Here is a 23771-nt window from a genome sequence, read left to right as displayed (position 1 = left end):
AGTAGCCCTGGGGGAGGGGTAGAGCTGATACCAGATCGAGTAGCCAGAATCCGATGCAGGACGCGCATCGTGGTCTAGCCTGGAGCCGCATGCCCATCGTCCACGACTGGCTGGCCCGGCGGGCTTCGCTCGCCCCGGAGCGCACGGCGCTCGTTGATTCGCTCCGGGGTGGGCGGCGCATCTCGTGGGCGGAGTGGAACGACTCCGCCCACCGGACCGCGCTGCTGCTTCGCGACCTGGGTGTAGGCATGGGCGACCGCGTCGCGGTGCTCGCGTTCAACGGCGTGGAGACGCTGGACCTGGTGTTCGCGTGCGCCAAGCTGGGCGCCGTGCTCCAGCCGCTCAACTGGCGCCTGGGCGTGGAGGAGCTGCACGGCCTGCTCTCCGATGTCGCTCCCTCCGTCGTCTGCTTCGGGCCGGAGTTTCGCTCTCAAGCCGATGCCCTGCGCCCCCGGCTCCCGGCGCACTGGGTCTGCCTGACGGATCCGCTCTTCTGCTCCCGCGAGACCCTGACCGGCTCGCTGCCCTCCGTCGAATTGGAGGCGGACTCGCCGTGGGTGCTCTGCTCCACCGGGGGGAGCACCGGGCTTCCGAAGTCCGCCGTGCTCACGCATGGCTCGCTCACCGCCAATGCCGTGAACACCGTCGTCAGCTGGGGCCTCACCCAGGACGACGTCGCGCTGGTCAACGCGCCCCTGTTCCACACCGGCGGCCTCAACGTGTTCGCGCTGCCCCTGGTGTACGTGGGCGGCGCCTCCGTCGTGTGCCGGACCTTCGACGTGGCGCAGACCTTCGACCTCATCGACTCGGGCGCCGTGAACCTCGTGTTCGGCGTGCCCACCATGTTCATCGAGATGCAGCGGCATCCCCGCTTCGATGCCGTGGACTTCTCCCGCCTCAAGCTGCTCATCAGCGGCGGCGCTCCCTGTCCCGCCCCCGTCTTCGAGCGCTTCTTCGCTCGCGGCATCCCGTTCCGCACCGGCTACGGCCTCACCGAGGGCGGCCCCAACAACTTCTTCCTCCCCGACGCCGTCATGCGCTCGCACGCGGGCTTCGTCGGCGTGCCCCTGTTCCATGTCGAGGCGCGCATCGACGGCGAACAGCGCCCCGGGGACGTGGGCGAGCTGCTGCTGAGCGGCCCCCACCTGTGCGCCGGCTACTGGCGCCGCCCGGAGGAGACCGCTCGCGCCTTCGTGGACGGCTGGCTGCGCACCGGCGACCTGGCCTCTCGCGACGCGCAGGGCTTCTTCCGCATCGAGGGCCGCGGCAAGGACCTCATCATCTCCGGTGGCGAGAACATCCACCCCTCCGAGGTGGAGAGCGTCCTCGCCGGCCACCCCGACGTCGCCGAGGTCGCCGTCATCGGCGTCCCCGACCCGAAGTGGGGCGAGGTCCCCCGTGCCCTCGTCGTCCCCCGGCCGGGCACCGGGCCGACCCTGGAGGCGCTGGTGGCCTTCTGCTCGGACCGGCTTGCCCGGTACAAGCTGCCCCGCACGCTGCGGCTGCTGGACGCCCTGCCGCGCACTCCCGCTGGCAAGGTGGACCGGCGGGGGCTCGCCCGGATGCATGGAGAGGGCTGAATTTCCGTTCCGTTGCGCCCGTCCCCCTGCAAGCCCCTGGGATGGCCCGCCGGACCTCCGTTCGTAATATTTCGTCATGGGCCCGTAGCCCCCTGGAAATGTAGGGGTGGGAGGTTACAGGTCGCGGCCCGGAGGCGGTCCGCAGCCCACGCGGAGACCCGACCCATGGAGAACACCCCACGCCCCACGACCTCCGAGGAAGCCACCATCCAGGTGCTCCTCGTGGAGGACGATGAACGCCTGGCGCGGCTCACCGCCCGCTACCTCCAGGAGCACGGCATCATCGTCACCGTGTCCGCGTCCGGCACCGACGCGCTCCAGCAGACGTCCCGCCACACCTTCGACGTCATCCTCCTGGACCTCATGCTCCCCGGCCGCGACGGCCTGGAAGTGTGCCGCGAGCTGCGGACCCGCACGGACGTGCCCATCATCATGCTCACCGCGCGCGGCGAAGAGGCCGACCGCGTCCTGGGCCTGGAGTCCGGCGCGGACGACTACCTGCCCAAGCCCTACTCGTCGCGCGAGCTGCTCGCCCGCATCCGCGCCCAGGTGCGCCGCGCGCGCGGCAAGGTGGGCCCCACCAGCCACCCCGTGCACGCGGGCCGGCTGGTGCTGGACCCTCGCAGCCTGAGCGCGTCCCTGGACGGCAAGCCGCTGTCGCTCACCACGTATGAGTTCAGCCTGCTGCGCGTCCTGGCCGAGCGCGCCGGCCGCGTCCTCAGCCGCGAGCAGCTGCTCGACCTGGTGAAGGGCAGCGCGGACGAGGTGTTCGACCGCTCCGTGGACGTGCACATCTTCCGCCTGCGCCAGAAGCTGGAGGTGGACCCCCGCAACCCGCGCCTGCTCAAGACGGTCCGCGGTGCCGGCTACATGCTGGCCACGGAGACCGAGGCGGAGCCGTGAAGTTCTTCCGCCTCCCCATGGGCCTGCTCCCCCGCATCTACCTGGTGGGGGTCATCCAGATCGTCCTGGTGGGCGTGTCGCTGATGCTCGCGCGCGACCTGTTGCGCAACGAGTCCTGGCGCAACCGCTTCGACGACGAGCTGTCCTACTTCGTCGAGGAGTGGTCCAACCTGCGCGGCCAACCCGCCGCGCTCCAGGCGTCGCTCGACCGTGCCCAGCAGCGCATGGGCATGCGTGTCACGTTGCGCGCCGCGGACGGGACGCTGCTCGGCAACACGCGGCCGGAACCCGCGCCCGCGCTGGGGCCCGAGGAGCTCTCCGCCATCACCTCGCGCGTCACCCGCAGCGGCCCGCGAGGCCCGTTCCCCGGGGCGGGGAGCGGGCCCGGCCGGATGCTGGTGGTGAGTCCCTACCCGGGCCCCATCCAGGTCTATGCCGCCGTGTCCCTGCCGCCGCCGCCCCCTCCTCCGGATGGCGACCGGCAGACGGCCATCATCGTGGGGCTCGTGCTGGCGTGCACCGCCATCACCTCCGTCGCCTTCGCGCGCACGCTCGCGGGCCCGCTGGAGAAGCTGGCCAGCGCGGCGCGCGCGTTCGGCGCGGGAAGGCTGGACGTGCGCGCGGGCCTGCGCCGCAAGGACGAGCTGGGCCTGGTGTCCGAGGCCTTCGACGAGATGGCTGGCCGCATCACCCAGCTGCTGCGCTCGCAGAAGGAGCTGCTCGCCAACGTGTCGCACGAGCTGCGCACGCCCCTGTCCCGCATCCGCGTGGCGCTGGACCTGGCCGCGGAAGGCGACGCGCAGACGGCGCGCGAGCTCCTGCCCGACATCACCGAGGACCTGTCGGAGCTGGAGCGCCTGGTGTCGGACGTGCTCACCACGTCCCGCCTGGAGCTGGTGACGGATGGCGCGAGCGGAGGCGTGCCCCCCCTGCGCCTGGAGCGCGTGGACGCGAGCGCGCTGGTGGACAAGGCCGCCGCCCGCTTCCGCTCCGCCCGGCCGAAGCACCGGCTGGAGGTCCAGGTGGACGGCACGCTGCCCGCGCTGGAGGCGGACCCCGTGCTGCTGCGGCGCGTGTTGGACAACCTGCTCGACAACGCGGGGAAATATTCGGAGGCCGGCACCACCGTGAAGCTGCACGCCCGGGCGGAGGGCGGCGGCATCCAGGTGGAGGTCCGGGACCAGGGCATCGGCATCGAGTCGGAGGACCTGGCGCGCGTGGGCACGCCGTTCTTCCGCACCGACCGCAGCCGCGCGCGCACCACGGGCGGCGTGGGGCTGGGGCTGGCGCTGGTGCGCCGCATCCTGGACGCGCACCACGGCCACCTCACGCTGGAAAGCCAGCCGGGCCAGGGCACCACCGCGCGCGTCGTGCTCCCCGCCGCGGGGGCGGCGGAGACACCGGACGGTCGCCTCGCCGTGGGTCATCTTTCGTAATAGAGACGAGATTCACCGAAACATTTCAAAACGTAGATAAGGGGCATGAAGGCCTTGAGCGAGATGCCGCGGGAAGCGCCGGCCCTGGCGCCGGTGGAACTGGATGAGGACGAGGGGCGCAAGCGTGGAGTGCCGCGCTGGGCCTGGGTCCTGGCGATCCTGGTGGTGGCCGGCGCGGTGGGGTTCTGGCGCATGCGCGCTGGAAGCCAGGCGGACGCCGTCACCTACGAGACGACCCCCGCCGCGGCCCGGAAGCTCACGGCCAAGGTGACGGCCACCGGCACCGTGGCGGCGCTGGTGACGGTGCAGGTCGGCAGCCAGGTCTCCGGCCGCATCCAGGAGCTGATGGTCGACTACAACTCGCAGGTCAAGAAGGGGCAGGTCATCGCCCGCATCGACCCGCAGCTGGTGCAGGCCGCGCTGGACCGGGCGAAGGCGAACATGACCGCCGCGCGCGCGAACCTCCAGAAGGCGCGCGTCAACGCGGACGTGGCCAGGAAGCAGGCCGTGCGCTCGAAGGAGCTGCGCGCGCAGCAGTTCATCTCCCAGTCCGAGCTGGAGACGGCCGAGTCCGCCGCCGCCAACGGGCAGGCGGAGGTGACGGCCGCGGAGGGCTCGGTGGCCCAGGCGCAGGCCGCGCTCAACGAGGCGGAGGTGAACCTCAAGTACACGACCATCGTGTCGCCCACGGACGGCATCGTCATCTCGCGCAGCGTGGACGTGGGCCAGACGGTGGCCGCGTCCCTCCAGGCGCCCGTGCTCTTCACCATCGCGGAGGACCTGCGCAAGATGCAGGTCAACACCAGCATCGCGGAAGCGGACGTGGGCAAGCTGCAGCCCGGCCAGAAGGCCACCTTCACCGTGGACGCCTTCCCGGGGGAGACCTTCAACGGCGTCATCCGGCAGATCCGCAACGAGGCCATCACCGTGCAGAACGTGGTGACCTACCTGGCCGTCATCGACGTGCCGAACCCGGACCTGAAGCTCAAGCCGGGCATGACGGCGAACGTGACCATCGTCACGCAGCAGAAGGACCAGGCCCTGTCCGTGCCCAATACCGCATTGCGCTACCGCCCCGCGCCGTCGCCGAACGCGCCCGCGCAGGCCCCGGCCCAGCAGGCCCCCGCCGGCATGCGCACCGTCTACGTGCTGCGCCGCCAGCCGGAAGAGAAGCCGCAGCCCGTGGCCGTGAACGTGCGCACCGGCATGACGGACGGCACGTTCACGGAGGTGGTGGAAGGGGAGCTCAAGGCCGGTGACCGCGTCATCACCGCGGCGAACTCGCCGGCGGGCGCGACGCCTTCCTCGCCGGCTCCGTCAGGCCAGAGCCCCCTCGGTGGCGGGGGCGGCCGGGGCATGGGCGGCGGCCGTCGCGGGTTCTAGGCGCGACGCGCTCCAATCACAGACATCTCCACAGGCACTGCGGGCAGGGGAAGGGACAGAGGCAGACCGATGGACGCGGAAACGAAGCGGGCACCCCCCGTCATCCAGCTCAAGAACGTGGCGAAGGTGTACAAGTCCGGCGACGTGGAGGTGCGGGCCCTGCGCGGCGTGGACTTCACGGTGGAGCCGGGGGAGTTCGTCTCCATCATGGGCTCCTCCGGTTCAGGCAAGTCCACGCTGATGAACATCCTGGGCTGCCTGGACCGGCCCACCTCCGGCGAGTACCTGCTCAACGGCCGCGAGGTGGCCCGCCTGGACCGCGACGGCCTGGCGCGCGTGCGCAACCGCACCCTGGGCTTCGTCTTCCAGAGCTTCAACCTGCTGGCGCGCACCACCGCGCTGGAGAACGTGGAGCTGCCCATGCTGTACGCGGGCGTGCCCTCCAAGGAGCGGCGCGCGCGGGCGAAGGAAGCGCTGGAGCGCGTGGGGCTGGGGGCCCGGTTGGACCACCACCCGAAGCAGCTCTCCGGCGGTCAGCAGCAGCGCGTGGCCATCGCGCGGGCGCTGGTGGGACGGCCTCGCGTCATCCTCGCGGACGAGCCCACGGGCAACCTGGACTCGCGCACCACGGTGGAGGTGATGGCGCTGTTCCAGCAGCTGCAGAAGGAAGGCCTGACGCTGGTGCTGGTGACGCACGAGCCGGACGTGGCCGAGTACACCCAGCGCATCGTGGTGGTGAAGGACGGGCGCATCGTGAACGACAGACGCCAGACGCCGCACCCGGCGGTGGTGCCCGCCGAGGAGGTGGGGACATGAACATCCTGGAGACGGTCGTCCTGGCGCTGCGGGCGCTCTTGCGAAGCAAGACGCGCTCGGTGCTCACCGCGCTGGGCATCATCATCGGCGTGGGCGCGGTCATCGCCATGGTGGCCATTGGCGACGGCGCGAAGGCCAGCGTGCAGAAGGTCTTCGACTCCATGGGCACCAACCTGCTCATCATCCTGCCGGGCTCGTCCAGGTCCGGTGGCGCGCGCGGCGGCTTCGGCAGCCAGCCCACCATCACCTGGGATGACCTGGAGGCCGTGCGCACGCAGGTGTCCAGCGTGCGCGGCGCGGCGCCGGAGATGCGCTCCAACGCGCAGGTGTTCAGCGAGGACCAGAACTGGAACACCAGCATCATCGGCACCACGACGGACTACTTCACCGTGCGCAGCTGGACCCTCGCGAAGGGCGCGCACTTCACGGACGCGGACAACGAGGCGGGCGCGAAGGTGGCGGTGCTGGGCCAGACGGTGGTGGACAACCTCTACGGCAAGGGCTTCAACCCCGTGGGGCAGGTCATCCGCATCAACAAGACGCCCTTCACCGTGATGGGCGTGACGGCGCCCAAGGGCCAGTCGCCCGTGGGCCAGGACTTCGACAACACGGTGTTCGTGCCGGCCACCACGTTCAAGCGGCAGGTGCAGGCCCAGAGCCTGGGCGCGTACATCACCGGCGCGGTGTTCGTGCAGGCGGTGAGCGCGGACCTCACGGCCAAGGCCCAGACGGACGTGACGAACCTCTTGCGCGAGCGTCACCGGCTGGGCGAGGACGACGCCAACGACTTCGACGTGCGCAACCTGGCGGAGGTGGCCAGCGGCCAGCAGCAGAGCACGGAGACGTTGAGCCTGCTGCTGGCGGCCATCGCGGCGGTGTCGCTGGTGGTGGGCGGCATCGGCATCATGAACATCATGCTGGTGAGCGTCACCGAGCGGACGCGCGAGATTGGCGTGCGCGTGGCGGTGGGCGCCCGGCCGCGCGACATCCTGGCGCAGTTCCTCATCGAGGCGCTGACGCTGGCGGTGCTGGGCGGCATCATCGGCGCGGCCGTGGGCCTGGGCGTGGCGAAGCTGCTGGCCGCGCAGTTCGGCTGGCCCATGCTGGTCCGTCCTGACGTCGCGCTGCTGGCCATCGGGTTCAGCGGCCTGGTTGGGGTCGTCTTCGGTCTGTATCCGGCGCGCAAGGCGAGCCTGTTGGATCCCATCGATGCACTGAGGTACGAGTGATGCGCGCGCTTTCGTTGACGCTTTCGTTGTGCGTCCTGCCCGTGGCCGCGGGGGCCCAGACGGCCTCCCAGCCCGCGGCCCCGCAGGCTCCGCGGGCTCCGGCGACGCCCGTGACGCCTCCCGCCGTGCAGCAGTCCCTGTCCGCGTCCGCCGCTTCCGAGGGGCGCGTCATCACCCTTGCGGAGGCGGAGACCGCGGCGCGCCAGAACCAGCCGACGCTGCGCTCGGCGCAGGCGAACACCGATGCGGCGCACGCCCGGGTGGACCAGGCCTTCTCCGGCTTCCTGCCGCAGGTGAGCGCCAGCGCCAACTACACGCTGGGCACCAGCAACCGGGAGGTCATCCAGGTGGTGGGCGGCGGCTCCACGGGCGTGGTGTCCAACACCACGCGGCGCTTCAGCGGCACCCTCTCCGCCAACCAGCTCGTCTACGACTTCGGCAAGACGACGGGCCGCTACGCCGCGTCCAGGGAGTCGGCGGGCGCGCAGGAGAACTCGCAGCAGCAGGTGCTCCAGGACGCGCTGCGGGACGTGCGCGCCGCGTACTTCAACGTCCTCACGCAGAAGGCCCTCTTGGGCGTGGCGCGTGAGACGCTCCAGAGCGAGGAGGCGCGGCTCAACCAGGTGAACGCGTCCGTGCAGGTGGGCTCGCGGCCGGAGATTGACCTGCTCCAGCAGCGCACCGCGAAGGCCAACGCGCAGGTGGCGCTCATCCGCGCGCAGAACGCGTACGCCACCGCGAAGGCCCAGCTCAACCAGACCATGGGCGTGGAGACGGCCACCGACTACACCGTGCAGGACGTGACGGTGGCGGCCATCGCCGGTGAGGACGAGGTGCTGGACGCGCTGGTGAAGCGCGCGCTGGAGTCCCGCCCGGACGTCGCCGCGCGCGAGCGGCAGATCCTGGCGCAGGAGTCCCAGGTGAAGGTGACCCGGGCCGGCCACCTGCCCACCCTGAGCCTTTCCGGCAATGCGACGGACGTGGGGGAGAACCCGTTCAACGACCCCACGTTGAGCGTGCAGGGCGGCATCAACCTGAGCTGGGCGCTGTTCCAGGGCGGGCTCGTGAACGCGCAGACGCGCGAGGCCAACGCCAACCTGCGCGACCTCCAGGCGCAGAAGGACGCGCTCCGGCAGCAGGTGCGGCTCCAGGTGGAGCAGGCCCGGCTCAACGTGGTGGCCACGCGCGAGGCGCTCACCGCCGCGGACGAGGCCCAGGTGAACGCCCGCGAGCGGCTGCGGCTGGCCGAAGGGCGCTACCGCGCGGGGGTGGGCAACATCATCGAGGTCAGCGACGCGCAGGTGGCCTTCACCAACGCCGCCGCCCAGCAGGTGCAGGCGACGTACGACCTGGCCACCTCCCGCGCGGAGCTGGCGCGCGCCCTGGGCACGGTGGACCTGAGCACCGTGGCGTCACGGTAGTGCCTACAGCGTCACCCGGAAGTGCGTGGCGACGACGCCGTGTATCTGGACGGCACTGAAAACATGAGCCAACCCTGAAGGGTGGCAGTGGCGGCAGGACGCTCGAACACCGTAGGAAACGGCGGCTCCAACTTCATGGGTCACCTGCCTCCAGGCCCGGAAACATGCGGGGATGCACGCCGTGGAGGCCGTTTCCAGAGGGCACTCCGTCTCAGAAGTGGCCCGGGTGTCGGGCTTGCCCGGACTCTGAAAGTCCACCTCCCGCGCAGCGACCCTATGGGTGAACAATGGGAGGCTGACCCGGCAAGTTCTGTCTGTCTGCCTCTATACGTCCTATGCCGTCGGCCAAACGTTTCGGGTCGGCAAGCAAAGGCATGGACAAGAAACTCGCAACCACCATCGGCGCATCGGCACGGGTCGCCCGGGGCCGCATGGAGCTTACGCAGGCCGACGTCGCCGAGCGAATCGACGTGGCCACGGAAGTGTACGGCCGCCTGGAGCGCGGCGGCATGCTCCCCAGCGTCCAGACCCTGCTGAAGCTGTGCCACGAGCTGCACGTCTCCGCGGACGAGCTGCTGGGACTCGCGGCGCAGGGTGCGCCGCCGTCTCGCGCCAGCGAAGCTCCTCCGCCCACGCCCGAGCGCCCGGAAGTGCGCCGGCTGCTGCGCAGCGTGCGTCAGCTGGACCCCGCCCAGGTGAAGCTGCTGGGCCTGGTGGCCAACGCGCTCCAGCGGCGCTAGCCCCTCCCTCCCCTCCCGCCTTCGGGGACACCGGACCGCGCGCGACCCTCCTCAGAGGTTCGACAGGACGCGATCCAGGTCGGCGGGCCGCACCGGCTTGGTGAGGTGCACGTCGAACCCGGCCTTCAGGGCCTGCTGGTAGGCCTCCGGGTCGCCGTAGCCGCTGAGCGCCACCAGCCGCAGGTTCTGCCCCGCGCGCGCTCGCAGCGCCTTCGCCACCTGGTAGCCGTCCAGCCCCGGCAGGCCAATGTCCACCAGCGCCAGCTCCGGCGCGTGCTCCAGGGCCAGCGCCACGCCCTGCACGCCGTCCTGCGCCACCGCCACCTGGTGACCCCACAGCTCCAGCAGGTCGCGCATGGACTGGCGCGCGTCCGAGTTGTCCTCCACCAGCAGGATGCGCCGCGTGCGCCGCGTGTCCAGGACGTTCGTCCCCAGCGACCGGGGGACCTGGTCCGCGGGCAGCAGGGGCAGCCGCACCACGAACTCGCTGCCCTGGCCCAGACCCCCGCTGGTCGCGTCCACGGTGCCGCCGTGCATCCGCACCAGCGTGCGCACCAGGGTGAGGCCAATGCCCAGGCCCCCGCGCGAGCGCTCCAGGGACGTGTCCGCCTGGGCGAACAATTCGAACATGGCGGGCAGCTTCTCCGGCGGGATGCCGATGCCGGTGTCCTTCACCCGCAGCACCGCCTGCGCGTGGCCGTCCACGCCCTCCTGGAAGAGTTCCACGGTGACGGTGCCCTGGTCCGTGTACTTGGCCGCGTTGTCCACCAGGTTGCTGAAGACCTGCTCCAGGCGCGTGGCGTCGCCCTCCAGCCACAAGGGCGTGCGCGGTAGGTGGACCTCCAGCGTCAGGCCGCGGGACTCCACGCGGGGGCGCAGGATGTCCAGCAGCTGCTGGAAGCTCGCCGTCAGGTTCAGCCGCTCCTTGCGCAGCTCCACCTTGCCCCGGGTGATGCGGCTGACGTCCAGCAGGTCGTCCACCAGCCGCGCCAGGTGGTGCGTCTGGCGCTGGATGATGCCGTGCATCCGCGCTTCCTTGGGGTCCGTGGACCCCTTGCGCTCCAGGATGCCAATGGACGTCATGATGGCGGCCAGCGGGTTTCTCAGCTCGTGGGCCAGCATGGCCAGGAACTCGTCCTTGCGCCGGTCCATCTCGATGAGCTGATCCGTGCGCAGCCGGGCCTGCTGCTCCGCGTGGCGCAGGCGCAGGAGCGAGCGCACCGTGGCGATGAGCTCCGAGGGTTCGTAGGGCTGGGTGAGGTACGCGTCCGCGCCGCCCTCCAGGCCCTGCACCTTCTTGTCCGGCGTGACGAAGGTCGCGGACGTGTGCATCACCGCGATGGCGGCCGTGGCCGCGTTGGCCCTCAGGCGCGCGCAGACCTCATAGCCGCTGATGTCCGGCAGCTTCACGTCCAGGACGATGACGTCCGGGCGGTGCTCCTCCGCCATGAGGAGGGCGGCCATGCCGGTGGCCGCCTCCAGCACGTGGTAGCCGGACATCTCCAGGATGCGGTTGACCAGGTAGCGGTTGGCCTCGTCGTCGTTGACGTTGAGGACCGTTGCCAGACGCGGTTGTTCAGCCACGGGGGTTCGCCTCGCGCAGTTCCCGGTTGCCCAATCCCGCCTTGGACAGCGCGTCGCGGATCCGGGTGATGGCCACTTCCCGGCTGAGCGTGTGCTTGGCCAGGATGGCGGACGTCTCGCGCGCCAGCCGGGCCCGCTCCGACTCCTGCAGCTGGTGGGACGTGTGCAGGATGATGGGGATGTCGCGCGTGCGCGGGTCCGCCTTCAGTTCGTCCAGCACGTCGAAGGCGGTGATGTCCGGCAGCACGAAGTCCAGGAAGATGAGGTGCGGGGCGTTCTCCCGCGCGATGCGCACGCCCTCGCGGCCGTTGGAGGCCTCCAGGAGCTGGAAGGGCGTGTCCTTGAGCAGCTGCTTGAGCAGGTAGCGGTGCACGTCGTCGTCGTCGATGATGAGCAGCCGCTCCACCGGCCCGGTGCGCGCCATGGCGGCCAGCTTCTTCTGCAGGCGCACCTCGTCCACGGGCTTGAGCCAGAACTCGTCCGCGCCCAGGGCGCGCGCCTTCTGCTCGCGGTCCGTCACGGTGACGACGAGGATGGGGATGTCGCGCGTCTGCTCGCCGTTCTTCATCTCCGCGAGGAAGCTCCAGCTCGTCTCTCCCTCCAGCATCACGTCCAGCACCATGGCGGCGGGGCGCACGCGCTGCATCACCTTGCGCGCGTCGTCCACGGTGCGCACGGGCAGCACCTGGAAGCCGGAGCGCGCCAGGTACTTCTCGTAGAGGAACAGCGTCTGGCGGTCGTCCTCCAGCACCAGCACCGGCGCGCGTCCCGGATCCAGCTTCTCGCTGCGCTGGGTGAGCCCCGTCATCTCCGACACTTCCGGGTGGACGCGCGGCAGGGTGAGGACGAAGGTGGCGCCTTCTCCCAGCCGGCTCTGCACGGTGAGCGTACCGCCCAGCACCTCCGCCAGCTTGCGCGCCAGCGGCAGGCCCAGGCCGGTGCCCTTCACGCTGCGCTGCAGGTGGCTGTCCACCTGGATGAACTCCTCGAAGACGCGCTCGTGGTTCTCCGGCGCGATGCCGATGCCCGTGTCCTTCACGGTGAACACCACCGTGTCCTTGGGGCCGGGGGCGGCGGACACCGTGATGGAGCCGGACTCGGTGAACTTCACCGCGTTGGACACCAGGTTGCGCACCACCTGGCTGAGCTTGGACTCGTCCGTCTCCAGCTCCAGCGGCTCCGAGGGGCCCTCGAAGTCGAGCGCCACCTTGGAGTCCGGCGGCAGCAGGGGCCGCGTCATGCCGCGCAGCGCGCTCATGAAGTCGGACGCGACGAAGCGGCTGTGACGCAGCGTCGTCTTGCCGGACTCCACCTTGGACAGGTCCAGGAGGTCGTTGACCAGCTCGAAGAGGGACTCCGCCGAGCCGCGGATGAACTGGACCTGCTTCTCCTGCTCCGGCGCGAGGCTGCCGTTGAGCGGGTTGAGCAGCACCTTGGACAGGCCGAGGATGGAGTGCAGCGGCGTGCGGAACTCGTGGCTCACGTTGGCCACCACGCGGCTCTTGATCTCCGACGCGCGCTGGAGGCTCTCCGCCTTCTCATCCAGGGCGGCGTGCAGGCTGCGCACGCCCTTGTTGGACTCCTCCAGCTCGCGGTTGAGGCGCGTCAGCTCCTCCGCGCGGCGCTTGAGCTCGTGCTGCTGGCGCTCCGTCTCCCGGTGGAGCGCGGACAGCTCTCCCAGCGTGGTGCTCACCTGGGTGAGCGCGGCGCCGTAGTCCTCCGGCACCAGGCTGCCCACCAGGGCGATGCCGCCGTTGTGCGGCCGGGCACGGAAGGCGAACGCGGCGGGCTTGTGGTCGCGCTGGAGGATGAGCTCCCAGCCGTCCACGGCCTCGTCGCGCGCCTGCACGAGCAGCTTCTCCACCTTGTTCTCGCTGCCGTGGCTGGCCAGGCTCTTCAGCGACTGGCCGGGCTTGATGCCCAGGATGCGCGCCGCGCGCTCATCCCGCCAGACGACCGTGCCTTCCGCATCGCAGGCCAACGCCAGCTCGCGGCTGAGGGATTCGAAGATCCCGGAGGCGCGGTCATCCTGTTGCATCATGAATGTGTCTCCTCCCATGAAACGGACGTCCGCGCGAGCATGGACAGTGCCTCGGGGTGTCCGCTCTCCAGGGCCGCCTTCAACGCGTTCAGGCATTGGAGAAGGTTCAAGGGTGCCAGCCCCCGCTGGGGCCAGAAGCCCGCGTACCACTGGAGGTGGGCGTCCCACAGGTCCGCACGGCCCAGGGCGAGTGCATCCGAGAGATAGGACAGCTGGAGCCGCACCTCTTGTTCCAGGCGCGGACGGCTTCCAGAGGGAAGTGGGTGCTCCAAACGTCGGACGACCGTGCTGATGAGTCCGGGGGCGTCCGCCTCCAGGGCGTGGGCGGGGCCTTCTTTGTAGCGCAGCGCCTGGCGGGCGGACTGGACGTAGGTGAAGGGCAGCGAGTCCGGGCCGAAGCCCTCCGCCTGGAGGGCGCGGGCGAGCCCCTCGAAGTGCTGGTCCAGGTGCAGCGAGCACATGCCGCGCGTGACGAGCAGGGTGCGCAGCCAGCGCGCGTAGTCCTCCAGGATGGCGGGGCGTGACGCGTCCAGCGCCTGGACGAGGTAGCGCACGTGGAAGACCGCGTCCTCGTCGCCGAAGCGGCGGGCGCGCTGGAGGCCGTAGCGCGCGGCCCAGAACGGATCCTCGTACAAAGCTTGAACAGAGTTGGAAGCGAGGGACGCGGTCCGGGCTTCCACCTGGAGGCTCACGTTCGACATGGTGTCAGACCCCGAGGGTGCGGCAGGCGGAGGAGACCAGCTCGCGGACGCTCTTGCCGAAGAAGGTCACGGCCAGCTCCTCTTCGAGAATGGGACCCCAGTCGAAGGCGAGCCCGCCCACGGCGATGGGCAGGGACGGGGACACCTCACGCACCTTGCGCACGGCCTCGCGGACCTGGGGCATGTGGAAGGGCATGGTCACGGAGAGGGCCAGGAGGTTGGGCGGGGTTTCGCGCACCATGCGGGCCAGGTGATCCGCGGGCACGTTGGCGCCGAGGAAGCGCACGTCGAAGCCGGCCATCTCCAGGAAGTCGCTGGCCATGCGCGCGCCGACTTCGTGCAGCTCGCCCTCCACGCACGCCATCATCACGACCTTGCCGTTGGCCGGGTCGCGGGGCAGGTGGCGGTACAGGTGGGCGAGGACGTACTGGGAGATGGCGGTGGCCAGGTGTTCCTGGGCCACGGAGATGGTGTTCTCCTGCCAGAGCCGGCCGATTTCGTACTGGGCGGCCTGGATGACCTCCAGGTGCAGCTCCTGGAGGGGCACGCCGCACAGCAGGCCCTCATCCACGAGCAGGCGCAGGGCCTCCTGGCGGTTTCCGGAAAGCTGCGCGGCCAGATACCGCGCCCGCAGCGTGTCGATGGCAGGGGTCGATTGGATCACGAGAACCGGGCGGGTGGCGGACGGGGCAGGGTAGGGGGCTTCCTGTTTTCGTTAAACCCTGGAGCGGTCGCCCGCATCGCTAAGTGAACACTTACCGGTCCGTTGGGGAGAGCGGCTGCTTTTCTGCTTGCAGGTCAAGCGAACGCCCCGGTGGGCGAGCAGGCTGGCGGTATGTTGTAGCAATTCATGATTGACCGTTATTTCTGGTCTGCTTGTCTCCTCGTGGCCGGCCTGGGCCTGTTGTCGGGATGCTCGGCTCCGCGCGAAGTGGAAGGTGACGGAGGACTGCACCTGGCTCTACGTCACGCCCGACGGACGATACGAGATGAGCATGCTGTCGGATTCATCCCGTCCCGGAGAGGTGGTGCGCGGATCGCGTTCTTCTCCCGGTCGCGGGATGCGGGCGCGCCCACGTGCGACGGCTTCCACCAGTACGTTCCCGCAACTCAGGAGCGGTAGGAAGGCCGCATGCGAGGGCGGATCATGTCGCTGAGGACGGTCGTGTTGGTGCTGGGACTGCTGGGCTGTGCCCGGAGGCCCGAGCCTCTTTCGGCGCCCGTCCTGGACGACCGGACCGTCCGCTTCCCGGTCTCCTCAGGTGCCGATGCGGGTGTCATCCAGGCGGGTGCGCCCATCGAGCTGGATGGCGAGACCCTGCGCGCGTTGATGATCGTCTCGCGCGACCTGTTCCCGCTGGGGAGCGCGGCGACGTCCTGTGACAGCCGGCCGGAGTCCTACACGTACCGGGTCCTCCGGCAGGACGGCCTCCTCTTCGTCTACGTGGAGGAGAACCCCGCCGCGTGTGGGCGGCGGTTTCCGGCCCTCGACTCCGGCGCGAAGTATGCCCTTCGCCCGGACGGGCGCATCCTCCGGCGCGTCGTCGACGGCGTGGACGCGGATGACGACCTGCGGGGGGTGATGCTGCCGGATGGCGGAGTCCACACGGTCCTCGTCCCCCCGAGCCAGGGGCTGCTCCCGGCGGAGGGTGGGGACGCAGGGAGGTGAAGGCCTCGGGTGGGCAGGTGTGCTCCGTTCGCTCCTGATGGAGCCGGCGGACGGACGTGCTGGCTTTCCTTTCCCGGCCCGGGGTGGCCGGGGTGGGGGAAACGGGGTAGGGACGGCGCTTTCCGTCAAAAGGCCGGTGACAGATTTCGGGGGCACCGGTGTTCCCCTGGCCAACCGGGAGGCGCGCGGTGTCCGTCGATGTGGAGGCCTATTACCGACGCTATGGCCCCCAGGTGCTCCGGCGCTGCCGCTTCCTGCTGCGCGACGAGGAACAGGCCGTGGACGCCATGCATGACGTGTTCGTTCAACTGCTGCGCTACCAGGCCGCCCTGAAGGACGCGGGGCCCTCCAGCCTGTTGCACCAGATTGCCACCCGCGTGTGCCTCAACCGCCTTCGCGGCGCGAAGCGGCGCCCCGAGGACCGCGACGACGAGCTGGTGCTGAAGATCGCCGCGTCCGGCGACACCGAGGCGCGCACCGCCGCCCGGGGACTGCTGGACCGCCTCTTCGGCCGCGTCCCCGCGTCCAGCCGCGACATCGCCGTGCTCCACCTGGTGGACGGCATGACGCTGGAGGAGACCGCCCGCGAGGTGGGCCTGTCCGTGTCCGGAGTGCGCAAGCGCCTCCGGGCCCTGTCCGCTGTCCTGCAGGAGCTGGAGGCCGCATGACGTCCCCCCACCGCACCCCGGACTGGCTGCTGGAGCGAATCGCCCTGGGCGAGCTGCCTCCGGACGAGCTCGTCGCCGCCCGCGACCGCCTGTCCCGCGAACCCGACGGCCCCGCGCGCCTCGCCGCCCTGGAGGCCGACTCGCGCGCCACCCTGGAGGCCCTGTCCCCGGACCGCGTCGCCCGCGAGGTGAAGGCCCGCTTCGCCCGCGCCAGCACCCCCGCCGCGCCTCGCGCCGAGGCCCCGCCGTCGCGCCCTTCCTGGCGCTTCCTGCCCGCCCTGGTGCCGGTGCTCGCCGCCGCGACCCTCTTCGTCCTCGTCCGGCCGGGGGCGTCGTCCCAGGAGCAGGAGGCGCGCGACCCCTGGTCGGCGACCGGAAGCACCCCGGGCGTGCTGGAGCCCACGCGCAGCAAGGGGCTCCAGCCCCGGCTCGACGTGCACCGCCAGGCCGCCACCCGCACCGAGCGCCTCACCGACGGCGCCCCCGCCCAGGCCGGTGACGTGGTGCAGCTGTCGTACACCGCCGCCGGCCACGCCCACGGCGTCATCCTCTCCGTGGACGGCCGGGGCACCGTCACCCCGCACCTGCCCGCCCCGGGCGACACGTCCGCGCCCCTGGAGCGCAGCGGCACGCACCTCTTGCCCCGCGCCTACGAGCTGGACGACGCCCCGGGCTTCGAGCGCTTCTTCCTCATCACCGCCGACGCCCCGTTCGAGCTGGACGGCGTGATGGCCGCCGCGCGCGTCCTGGCCGCATCCCCCGAGGCGCGCACCGCGCCGCTGACCCTGCCCACGGGCCTGGGCCAGACCTCCTTCCTGCTGGAGAAGCCCTCCCCATGAGAGCGCTCGTCATCCTCCTGTTCGCGCTGGGCGCCGTGTCCTCCGCCCACGCCGCGGAAGCCGCTGGCGTGCGCCGGCTGGCCCTGCTCGTGGGCGTCAACGACGGCGGCAAGGAGCGCGTGCGGCTGCGCTACGCGGAGACCGACGCGAAGGCCTTCGCGCTGGTGCTGTCGGAGCTGGGCGGCGTGCTGCCCCAGGACCGCGTGCTGCTCACGGACGTGGACCGCGCGGGCGTGCTCGCGGGCTTCGACCGGGTGCGCCGCCTGGCGGAGGGCGTCCGCACCGCCGGGGCCCGCCGCGTGGAGGTGCTGCTGTACTACTCCGGCCACTCGGACGACGAGGGGCTGCTGCTCAAGGGCCAGCGCCTGGACTACGGCGAGCTGCGCCGCTCGCTGGAGGGGCTGCCCGCGGACGTGCGCATCGCGGTGCTGGACTCGTGCGCGTCCGGCGCGTTCGCGCGCAAGAAGGGCGGCGTCGCGCGGCCCGCGTTCCTGGTGGACTCCGGCATCCAGGTGAAGGGCCACGCCATCCTCACTTCCTCCAGCGCGGACGAGGCGTCGCAGGAGTCGGACCGGCTGGGCGGCTCGTTCTTCACGCACCACCTGCTGTCCGGCCTGCGCGGCGCCGCGGACGTCACGCACGACGGCCGCGTCACCCTCACGGAGGCCTACCAGTTCGCCTTCCACGAAACGCTCGCGCGCACGGAGCGCACGCAGGGCGGCGCGCAGCACCCCAACTACGACATCGAGCTGGCCGGCACCGGCGACCTGGTGATGACCGACCTGCGCGCCACCACCGCGGGCCTGGTCCTCACCGAGCCGCTGGAGGGCCGCCTGTACGTGCGCGACGCGGTGGGCACGCTGGTGGTGGAGGTGCAGAAGGTGTCCGGCCGCGCCACCGAGCTGGGCCTGGCCCCCGGCGCCTACCGCGCGCGGCGCGAGTGGGACGGCGGTGTGTCCGAGGCCGCCTTCACGCTGAAGGAGGGCGCGCGCACGCCGCTGTCCCCCGGCGACTTCCTGGGCGTGGGCCACGAGGCCACCGTGATGCGCGGCGGTGGCGGTGGTAGCGCGCCGCTGTCCCCCCAGGGCCGGCAGATGCTGCCGGTGAACCTGAGCCTCGTGCCGTCCATGAGCACCAACACGCTGAGGGCGGGCCGCGCGCTGGTGGAGAACCGCTTCGCGCTCGGCGTCGTCAACGGCGGCGCGGCGCTCGGCGGCGGGCTGGCGCTGGGCCTGGCGGGCAACGTGTACGACGCGGAGGTGTCCGGCCTGGCCATGGCGCTGGGCTTCAACACGTCCGGTCGCGAGGTCAGCGGTGCGCAGCTGTCCCTGGTCACCAACGTGGCGGGCGGCCCGGTGGTCGGCGCCCAGGCGACGCTGGGGCTCAACGTGGCCAACGGAGACGTGGACGGCGTGGGGCAGCTGGCCCTGGGCGCGAACGTGGCGCGCGGCGCGCTGGGCGGCGTGCAGGCGGCGCTGGGCGCCAACATCACCACGGCGGATGCCACCGGGTTGCAGCTGTCACTGGGCGCCAATCACGCGAACGGCACGATGAAGGGCGTGCAGTTCACGCTGGGCGTCAATTCCGTGGCGACGGCCGCGCGGGGCATCCAGGGCTCCGTGCTGCTCAACCGCGCGCCGTCCCTCACCGGCATGCAGCTGGGGTTGATCAACGTGGGCGGTGACGTGTCCGGCATGCAGCTGGGGCTCATCAACGTCGCGGACACGGTGCACGGCATGCAGCTGGGAATCGTGAACGTCTCCGACGAGGTGCACGGCGCGCCGGTGGGCCTGGTCACCTACGAGAAGAAGGGCCAGCTGCACCTGGAGCTGTACGGCAGCGACGTGCAGCTCACCAACCTGGCGCTGAAGTTCGGCGGCAAGCACTTCTACACGACGCTGCTCGCGGGCATTGGCCCGGACGACCGCTTCCAGCGCTTCAGCCTGGGCCTGGGGCTGGGCGGGCACATCCCGCTGGGCTCGCGCTTCTGGGTGGACGTGGACGTCGCGAGCAGCCAGGTGCTGTCCACGCGCGCCCCGTTCTCCGGCAAGTCCAACACCCTGCTGACGCAGGCGCGCGCCATGCTGGGCTTCCAGGTCATGCCGAGGCTGGCCGTGTTCGCCGGCCCCACCTACAACGCGGCGTTCATGTGGGGGGAGTCGGAGTTCTCCAAGCTGACCACGCTGCCGGTGCGCTCGCACACCCTGGACGCGGACACGCGGATGCAGCGCTGGCCCGGCTTCCAGATGGGCGTGCGGCTCTGAGGCTCCGGAGCCCGCCCGGGACCGCCACATCGCGGCGGTCCCGGTGGGAAGGGGCCGCGCTCAGCCGACGATGCGGGTGGCGCGCAGGACGACGGCGTCGCCCGCGGGGCCGGCCTTGAGCCGCTTGTCCAGCGAGCCCTCCACCTTGAGGCCGGGGCCGCCCTTGGAGGCGCGCTGCAGGAGCTCGCCCAGCTTCGTGTCGTCCCCGCCGGTGACGGCGCTCAGGTCGATTTCATGGAGGGTCTGGAGCTTCTTGTCCGGCGCGTCCGCGCTGAACAGGTCGTAGTGGTCGCAGGGCGGCGCGAAGCAGCGCTTCCCGTTGTCCTTGACGATGTAGACGGTGCTGGTGGTCATGGTGGCGTCTCCGGGTGAGGGGGTGGGGGCGGCCGTGCCGGGCTCGTTGGCGGCGCCCGCGGGCGGCTGCACTTCGGTCCGCTTCAGGTCGGCGGGGGCCGCCGCGCCGGACTCGTCGCTGGACGGCTGCGCGGTGGGGGAGGACGGCGTGCTGCACGCCACCGGGCCGAGCATGAGCACGGCGGACAGGATCAGGGAGCGGGCGTTCATGGCGACTCCGGAAGGAGGACGGGTGCCCTCCTTCAACGCGGGAGGGGCACGGCCGGGTCCACTCTGCCCGGCCGCGCGCCCGCCCACCAGGGCGGCTGGGGCCTTTTTCCTCCATGTCCCACCTGGACACCCGGACAGTCCGGAACCGGGCGGATCATGTCCATAAAGGGGTGCCAAGACGGTGGAAGGGGCCATCCGTTCGTTGTAGACCCGCGCCCCAAGAGATCGGCCTCCGGGGCCGTGACCTGTAAGGACGCCCACGATGGAATTCCGCATCGCCGCCGACGAGCTGAAGAAGGCCCTCTACCGCGCCCAGGGCATCGTGGAGCGCAAGACGACGATGCCCATCCTCGCCAACGTGCTGCTCACGGCGAACAAGGGCAGCATCACGGTCACGGCCTTCGACCTGGACATCGGCATCGTGTCCGAGCACCCGGCGGACGTGTCCAAGCCGGGCGCCGTCACGCTGAGCGCGAAGTACGTCTTCGACATCGTCCAGAACCTCCCGGACGCGGAGGTCACGCTCAAGAAGCTGGCGAACAACTACGTCGACATCTCCTCCGGCTCCGCGCACTTCAAGATCGTCGGCATGGCCGCCGAGGAGTACCCGAAGCTGCCCAAGGAGGAGAACGCGCCGCTGGTGCAGATCTCCGGCAACGTCCTTCTTGAGATGATCAAGAAGACCCAGTTCGCCATCTCCAGCGACGAGACGCGCTACATCCTCAACGGCGTCTTCTTCGAGCCGCAGCAGAGCGGCAAGGTCCGCATGGTGGCCACGGACGGCCACCGGCTGTCGCTCATCGAGCGCGAGATGTCCGGCGACTTCAAGCTCAAGAGCGGCGTCATCATCCCGCGCAAGGGCCTGATGGAGCTCAAGCGCCTGCTGGACGAGGCCCCGGACGCGGAGTGCCACCTGGGGTTCGCGGAGAACTCGGCGCTGTTCAAGAAGCCGGGCCTCACCATGGTGATGCGCCTCATCGACGGGCAGTTCCCGGAGTACCAGCGCGTCATCCCCAAGGAGGGCGAGAAGGTGGTCCTCGTCCCGAAGGTGCGCCTCCTGGAAGGCCTCAAGCGCATTGCCCTGCTGTCCGCGGACAAGAGCAACGCCATCCGGATTGGCCTGGAGAAGGGCAAGCTGCTCATCACCGCCAGCAACCCGGACCTGGGTGAAGCGCGCGACGCGCTGGACGTGGACTACAAGGGCAACGACATCACCATCGGCTTCAACGCCCGCTACCTCATGGACGTCCTGGGCGTGACGGAGACGGACGAGGTCAGCTTCGAGCTGGGCGACGAGCACAGCCCGGGCGTGCTGCACGGCCCCGGCGACCGCAGCTTCACCGCCGTGGTCATGCCCATGCGCGTCTGAGCCGGGGTCTCCGTCCACCTTCCCACGTCGGGAGGGTGGCAGCGTTCCAGGGCTGACGCTCCGCGCCAAGGAGAGGCCTGCGCCCGGCGCGGGGGCTCCTTATGATGGGGGCGTGGCCACCCGTCCGGATGATCTCAGAGCGCGGCTGGAGGACCGAGCGGACCTCCTGGAGGCCACGCGCCTGCGCTACCGCGCGCTCAAGGGCGTGCTGGAGTCCTTCTTCTGGAAGGACCGGACGCGCAACCACTTCGAGCTGCTGCGTGAGGTGGCCGCGGCCCAGCCGGAGGTGGACGCGACGCTGGCCGCGCTGCGCCGCCGCGTGGAGGCGGAAGGCTGGCCCCGCGACGCGGCGCCCGTCCGGCTGATGCACGAGGTGGAGCGCCTGCGCGAAGCCGTGGAGCGCGCGGCGGAGCGGCGGCTGTCCTCGTCGTCGGATGACGAAGAGGCGGACGTGCCCGCGACGCTGGGGGAGCGGCTGTTGCGCCTGGAGACGGAGGTGCTGGACGCGGCGCCGTTCCTGGGGGGCCGTATCTGGGCCCAGGCGGTGGAGCTGTTGCCGCGCAACCTGCCGGAGCTGCGCGCCGCGTGCGCCGCGGGCGAGGTGTTCGAGCGCGTGTTCAAGCGCCCCGTGACGGAAGGGGCGCCGGCGTTCTCCGACGACGAGGCGCGGGAGCTGGCCCGGGCGCTGCCGCTGGGCGCCGCCGCGCTGGTGGCGCTGTGGGAGCGGCTGGAGCGCTACGACAGCCGGGGGAGGGTGAAGGACTTCCTCCAGCGGCGCATGCGCCGTGCGCCGACGCGGGTGGCGCGCAGCGGGCCGGAGCTGCTGTTGCACGCGGCCTTCTGGCACGACGTGGCGCGGGTGCGCGTGCGCGCGGTGCTGGAGGCGGAGCTGGCGCCGGTGGTACCGCGCGAGCATGAGCTGCCCGCGCTGCTGTCCTGGAGGGCCGCGCTGACGGAGGACCCGGCGCTGCGGCTGTCCGCGAGGAGCGTCTTCACGGAAGGGCGCGCGGGGCTGGTGGAGACGGCGGCGGCGCTGGCGGCCCTGTCGCGTGAGCGGCCCCGGGGCGCGTGGAGTGAAGAGGTGGCGTGGGCGCGGCTGGAGCAGGCCGCGCAGCGCGCGCGCACGGAGGAGGGGCCGGAGGCGGAGGCCCTGCGGGACGCGCTGCGCCTCTTCGTGATGCTGAGGGGACAGGCGCGCACGCCCGCGAGGCTGTTCTCCCCGGAGCACGCGAGGCCCGCGGGCGGAGACGTGGCGCGCAACGGGGACCTGGTCGCGCTGGTGCAGGCGGCACGTCACGCGGCGCTGCGGCAGGGCGGCTGAAGACAGGGGCCCTCTGGGGTAGCGCGGTGGCATAACTGAACCTGTTCAACTTGGTGCCCCTGTGTCAGCTGGGCGGTTCACGAGGATTCCCGCGCGTCGGCGCGTAATCAGCGCTGGACAGCAGTAGACGTGCTCGGCGCGCCGTGGTTCGTCACGAGACAGAACCGCTTGTGGTGGGACTGGGCGTACTGAGGTGGGCCGCGCAGTACTGGACGGGCACGATGGCGACGCTATGAGCCGTGCCTCCACCCGCGAACCCATGCGCCCGGCCAGGGACCGATGGGGCTGTTGTATCTCCTGAGAGTGATGTCGAAGAGGCTGGAGGTAATTCCCAGGGCCTCCATCGTTTCCCTAGCAGAGGGAGGCTCCAACGATGCTCACCGTGGCCCAGGCGTTCGAACGGTTCATACAGGACTTGAGGTTGCGCGAGGGGGAAGCGCGCGAGGCTACGCGTCAGCAGGAGTTCGTCTTTAATGCGATGCGCCGTCGCCTGGGGCCGAAGGAATCCATCCTGTCGGGCTCGTATGGTCGGAATACAGCCATTCGTCCCCTCCATGACATCGACCTCTTCCTCGTCTTTTCGGACGGGGCAAGCATTCGGAGGACGGCCCCCGAGGACTTCCTGATCAAGGTGAAGCAGGCTTTGGAAGCCGAGTTTTCGGGCAAGCAAGCACGGCTGCAGAACCGGTCGGTCAACATCGACTTCACGACCACAGGCATCGGTTTCGATGTGGTGCCGGCAGCGGAAGACTCACGCCAGCGGGATGTCTACTGGATTCCCGACAGGCGGAGTGGGGAATGGATTCGTAGCAATCCTCGGGTACATCAAGCCACCTGCGACAATGCGAACGAGCGTGCGGGCAAGAAGCTCAAGCCGCTCATCAAAGTAGTCAAACGCTGGAACCAGCTTCGCCAAAAGCCCGTTCCATCGTTCTTGTTGGAAGTGCTGGCTTGCGAAAGCACCTCCACGTTGTCTTTCCAAGTCAGCTACGCAGCGGGCATGAGCCAATTGTTCGCGTTCATGCGAGACCACGTCATGGTGCGCTGCCTCGAGCCTGCGCGACTGGGGCCTCCTGTCAACGCGGGTATTGAACCGGGCTATCTCCAACAGGCCCAGCAGCGGCTGACCGAAGCCGCACGCAAGTCTGTCTGGGCAGTGGAATTGGAGCGCCGGGGAGATATGTCGGCGGCCGTGGACGCTTGGCGGGAACTGCTGGGGCCGGACTTCCCGGTGAGGTAGCGC

The 23771-nt window shown here is 70.7% G+C and carries 20 protein-coding genes; 15 read left to right on the top strand and 5 right to left on the bottom strand.

From position 1 onward, the window contains the following. Window positions 1-89 precede the first annotated feature (89 nt). From NR792_RS25890 to NR792_RS25855, 8 genes are all read left to right on the top strand, one after another. Complete coding sequence (locus NR792_RS25890) at window positions 90-1580, top strand: long-chain fatty acid--CoA ligase (protein WP_375755365.1); 1491 nt, start codon at window positions 90-92, stop codon at window positions 1578-1580. Window positions 1581-1745: 165 nt separating this feature from the next. Then, window positions 1746-2483 carry a response regulator transcription factor gene (locus NR792_RS25885; protein WP_375755364.1) on the top strand — a complete coding sequence of 246 codons (738 nt, stop codon included), beginning with the start codon at window positions 1746-1748 and terminating at the stop codon, window positions 2481-2483. Beyond that, complete coding sequence (locus tag NR792_RS25880; protein WP_375755362.1) at window positions 2480-3919, top strand: ATP-binding protein; 1440 nt, start codon at window positions 2480-2482, stop codon at window positions 3917-3919. The genes NR792_RS25885 and NR792_RS25880 overlap by 4 nt, the downstream gene beginning before the upstream one ends. 45 nt (window positions 3920-3964) lie before the next feature. Continuing rightward, on the top strand, window positions 3965-5302 hold the full coding sequence (locus NR792_RS25875) for an efflux RND transporter periplasmic adaptor subunit (RefSeq protein ID WP_375755361.1): 1338 nt from the start codon (window positions 3965-3967) through the stop codon (window positions 5300-5302). Window positions 5303-5371: 69 nt separating this feature from the next. Continuing rightward, window positions 5372-6118 carry an ABC transporter ATP-binding protein gene (locus NR792_RS25870; RefSeq protein WP_207054117.1) on the top strand — a complete coding sequence of 249 codons (747 nt, stop codon included), beginning with the start codon at window positions 5372-5374 and terminating at the stop codon, window positions 6116-6118. Beyond that, window positions 6115-7347: an ABC transporter permease gene (locus tag NR792_RS25865; RefSeq protein ID WP_375755360.1), complete on the top strand. Its 1233-nt coding sequence runs from the start codon at window positions 6115-6117 to the stop codon at window positions 7345-7347. Before NR792_RS25870 ends, NR792_RS25865 begins: the two co-directional genes overlap by 4 nt. Beyond that, window positions 7347-8768, top strand: coding sequence for a TolC family protein (locus tag NR792_RS25860; protein ID WP_375755359.1), 1422 nt, complete (start codon window positions 7347-7349; stop codon window positions 8766-8768). The genes NR792_RS25865 and NR792_RS25860 overlap by 1 nt, the downstream gene beginning before the upstream one ends. 374 nt (window positions 8769-9142) lie before the next feature. Continuing rightward, window positions 9143-9508, top strand: coding sequence for a helix-turn-helix transcriptional regulator (locus NR792_RS25855; RefSeq protein ID WP_120529550.1), 366 nt, complete (start codon window positions 9143-9145; stop codon window positions 9506-9508). Between the two features lie 51 nt (window positions 9509-9559). On the opposite strand, the gene NR792_RS25850 is transcribed toward NR792_RS25855, so the two are convergent. Genes NR792_RS25850 through NR792_RS25835 form a run of 4 tightly spaced genes read right to left on the bottom strand, consistent with a single transcriptional unit; the run spans window position 9560 to window position 14498 of the window. After that, window positions 9560-11092: a response regulator gene (locus NR792_RS25850; protein WP_375755358.1), complete on the bottom strand. Its 1533-nt coding sequence runs from the start codon at window positions 11090-11092 to the stop codon at window positions 9560-9562. Next, complete coding sequence (locus tag NR792_RS25845; protein WP_375755357.1) at window positions 11085-13133, bottom strand: ATP-binding protein; 2049 nt, start codon at window positions 13131-13133, stop codon at window positions 11085-11087. Before NR792_RS25845 ends, NR792_RS25850 begins: the two co-directional genes overlap by 8 nt. Then, window positions 13130-13834, bottom strand: a complete 705-nt coding sequence (locus NR792_RS25840) for a hypothetical protein (RefSeq protein ID WP_375755356.1) — start codon at window positions 13832-13834, stop codon at window positions 13130-13132. Before NR792_RS25840 ends, NR792_RS25845 begins: the two co-directional genes overlap by 4 nt. Before the next feature lie 4 nt (window positions 13835-13838). Continuing rightward, window positions 13839-14498 (bottom strand): B12-binding domain-containing protein, encoded by a 660-nt coding sequence (locus NR792_RS25835; protein WP_375755355.1) that lies wholly within the window; start codon window positions 14496-14498, stop codon window positions 13839-13841. 468 nt (window positions 14499-14966) lie between these two features. Between NR792_RS25835 and NR792_RS25830 the strand changes: the two genes are divergently transcribed. The 4 genes from NR792_RS25830 to NR792_RS25815 all read left to right on the top strand — a co-directional run bounded on the left by NR792_RS25830 (window position 14967) and on the right by NR792_RS25815 (window position 19274). After that, window positions 14967-15503 (top strand): hypothetical protein, encoded by a 537-nt coding sequence (locus NR792_RS25830; protein WP_375755354.1) that lies wholly within the window; start codon window positions 14967-14969, stop codon window positions 15501-15503. 188 nt (window positions 15504-15691) lie between these two features. Further along, window positions 15692-16171, top strand: coding sequence for an RNA polymerase sigma factor (locus NR792_RS25825; RefSeq protein ID WP_014400585.1), 480 nt, complete (start codon window positions 15692-15694; stop codon window positions 16169-16171). Next, a complete protein-coding gene (locus tag NR792_RS25820) occupies window positions 16168-17010 on the top strand; it encodes an ActD-like protein (RefSeq protein WP_375755353.1) in 843 nt (280 codons plus the stop codon). Before NR792_RS25825 ends, NR792_RS25820 begins: the two co-directional genes overlap by 4 nt. Next, window positions 17007-19274 (top strand): caspase domain-containing protein, encoded by a 2268-nt coding sequence (locus NR792_RS25815; protein WP_375755352.1) that lies wholly within the window; start codon window positions 17007-17009, stop codon window positions 19272-19274. Before NR792_RS25820 ends, NR792_RS25815 begins: the two co-directional genes overlap by 4 nt. A 60-nt stretch (window positions 19275-19334) precedes the next feature. On the opposite strand, the gene NR792_RS25810 is transcribed toward NR792_RS25815, so the two are convergent. Next, window positions 19335-19838: a hypothetical protein gene (locus tag NR792_RS25810; protein WP_375755351.1), complete on the bottom strand. Its 504-nt coding sequence runs from the start codon at window positions 19836-19838 to the stop codon at window positions 19335-19337. Window positions 19839-20100: 262 nt separating this feature from the next. Here NR792_RS25810 and dnaN point away from each other — a divergent pair, with 262 nt between their 5' ends. The 3 genes from dnaN (at window position 20101) to NR792_RS25795 (ending at window position 23768) form a co-directional block, all read left to right on the top strand. Then, the gene (gene dnaN, locus NR792_RS25805; protein WP_375755350.1) at window positions 20101-21207 is read left to right on the top strand and encodes a DNA polymerase III subunit beta; all 1107 of its coding nucleotides are present in this window, start codon (window positions 20101-20103) and stop codon (window positions 21205-21207) included. Window positions 21208-21319: 112 nt separating this feature from the next. Further along, window positions 21320-22528: a hypothetical protein gene (locus NR792_RS25800; RefSeq protein ID WP_375755349.1), complete on the top strand. Its 1209-nt coding sequence runs from the start codon at window positions 21320-21322 to the stop codon at window positions 22526-22528. Between the two features lie 373 nt (window positions 22529-22901). Continuing rightward, window positions 22902-23768 carry a nucleotidyltransferase domain-containing protein gene (locus tag NR792_RS25795; protein WP_375755348.1) on the top strand — a complete coding sequence of 289 codons (867 nt, stop codon included), beginning with the start codon at window positions 22902-22904 and terminating at the stop codon, window positions 23766-23768. Window positions 23769-23771 lie beyond the last annotated feature (3 nt).

This window comes from Corallococcus exercitus (genome assembly GCF_042231735.1).
GTDB lineage: Bacteria > Myxococcota > Myxococcia > Myxococcales > Myxococcaceae > Corallococcus > Corallococcus exercitus_B.
This window is presented reverse-complemented; position numbering and strand designations above follow the sequence as displayed.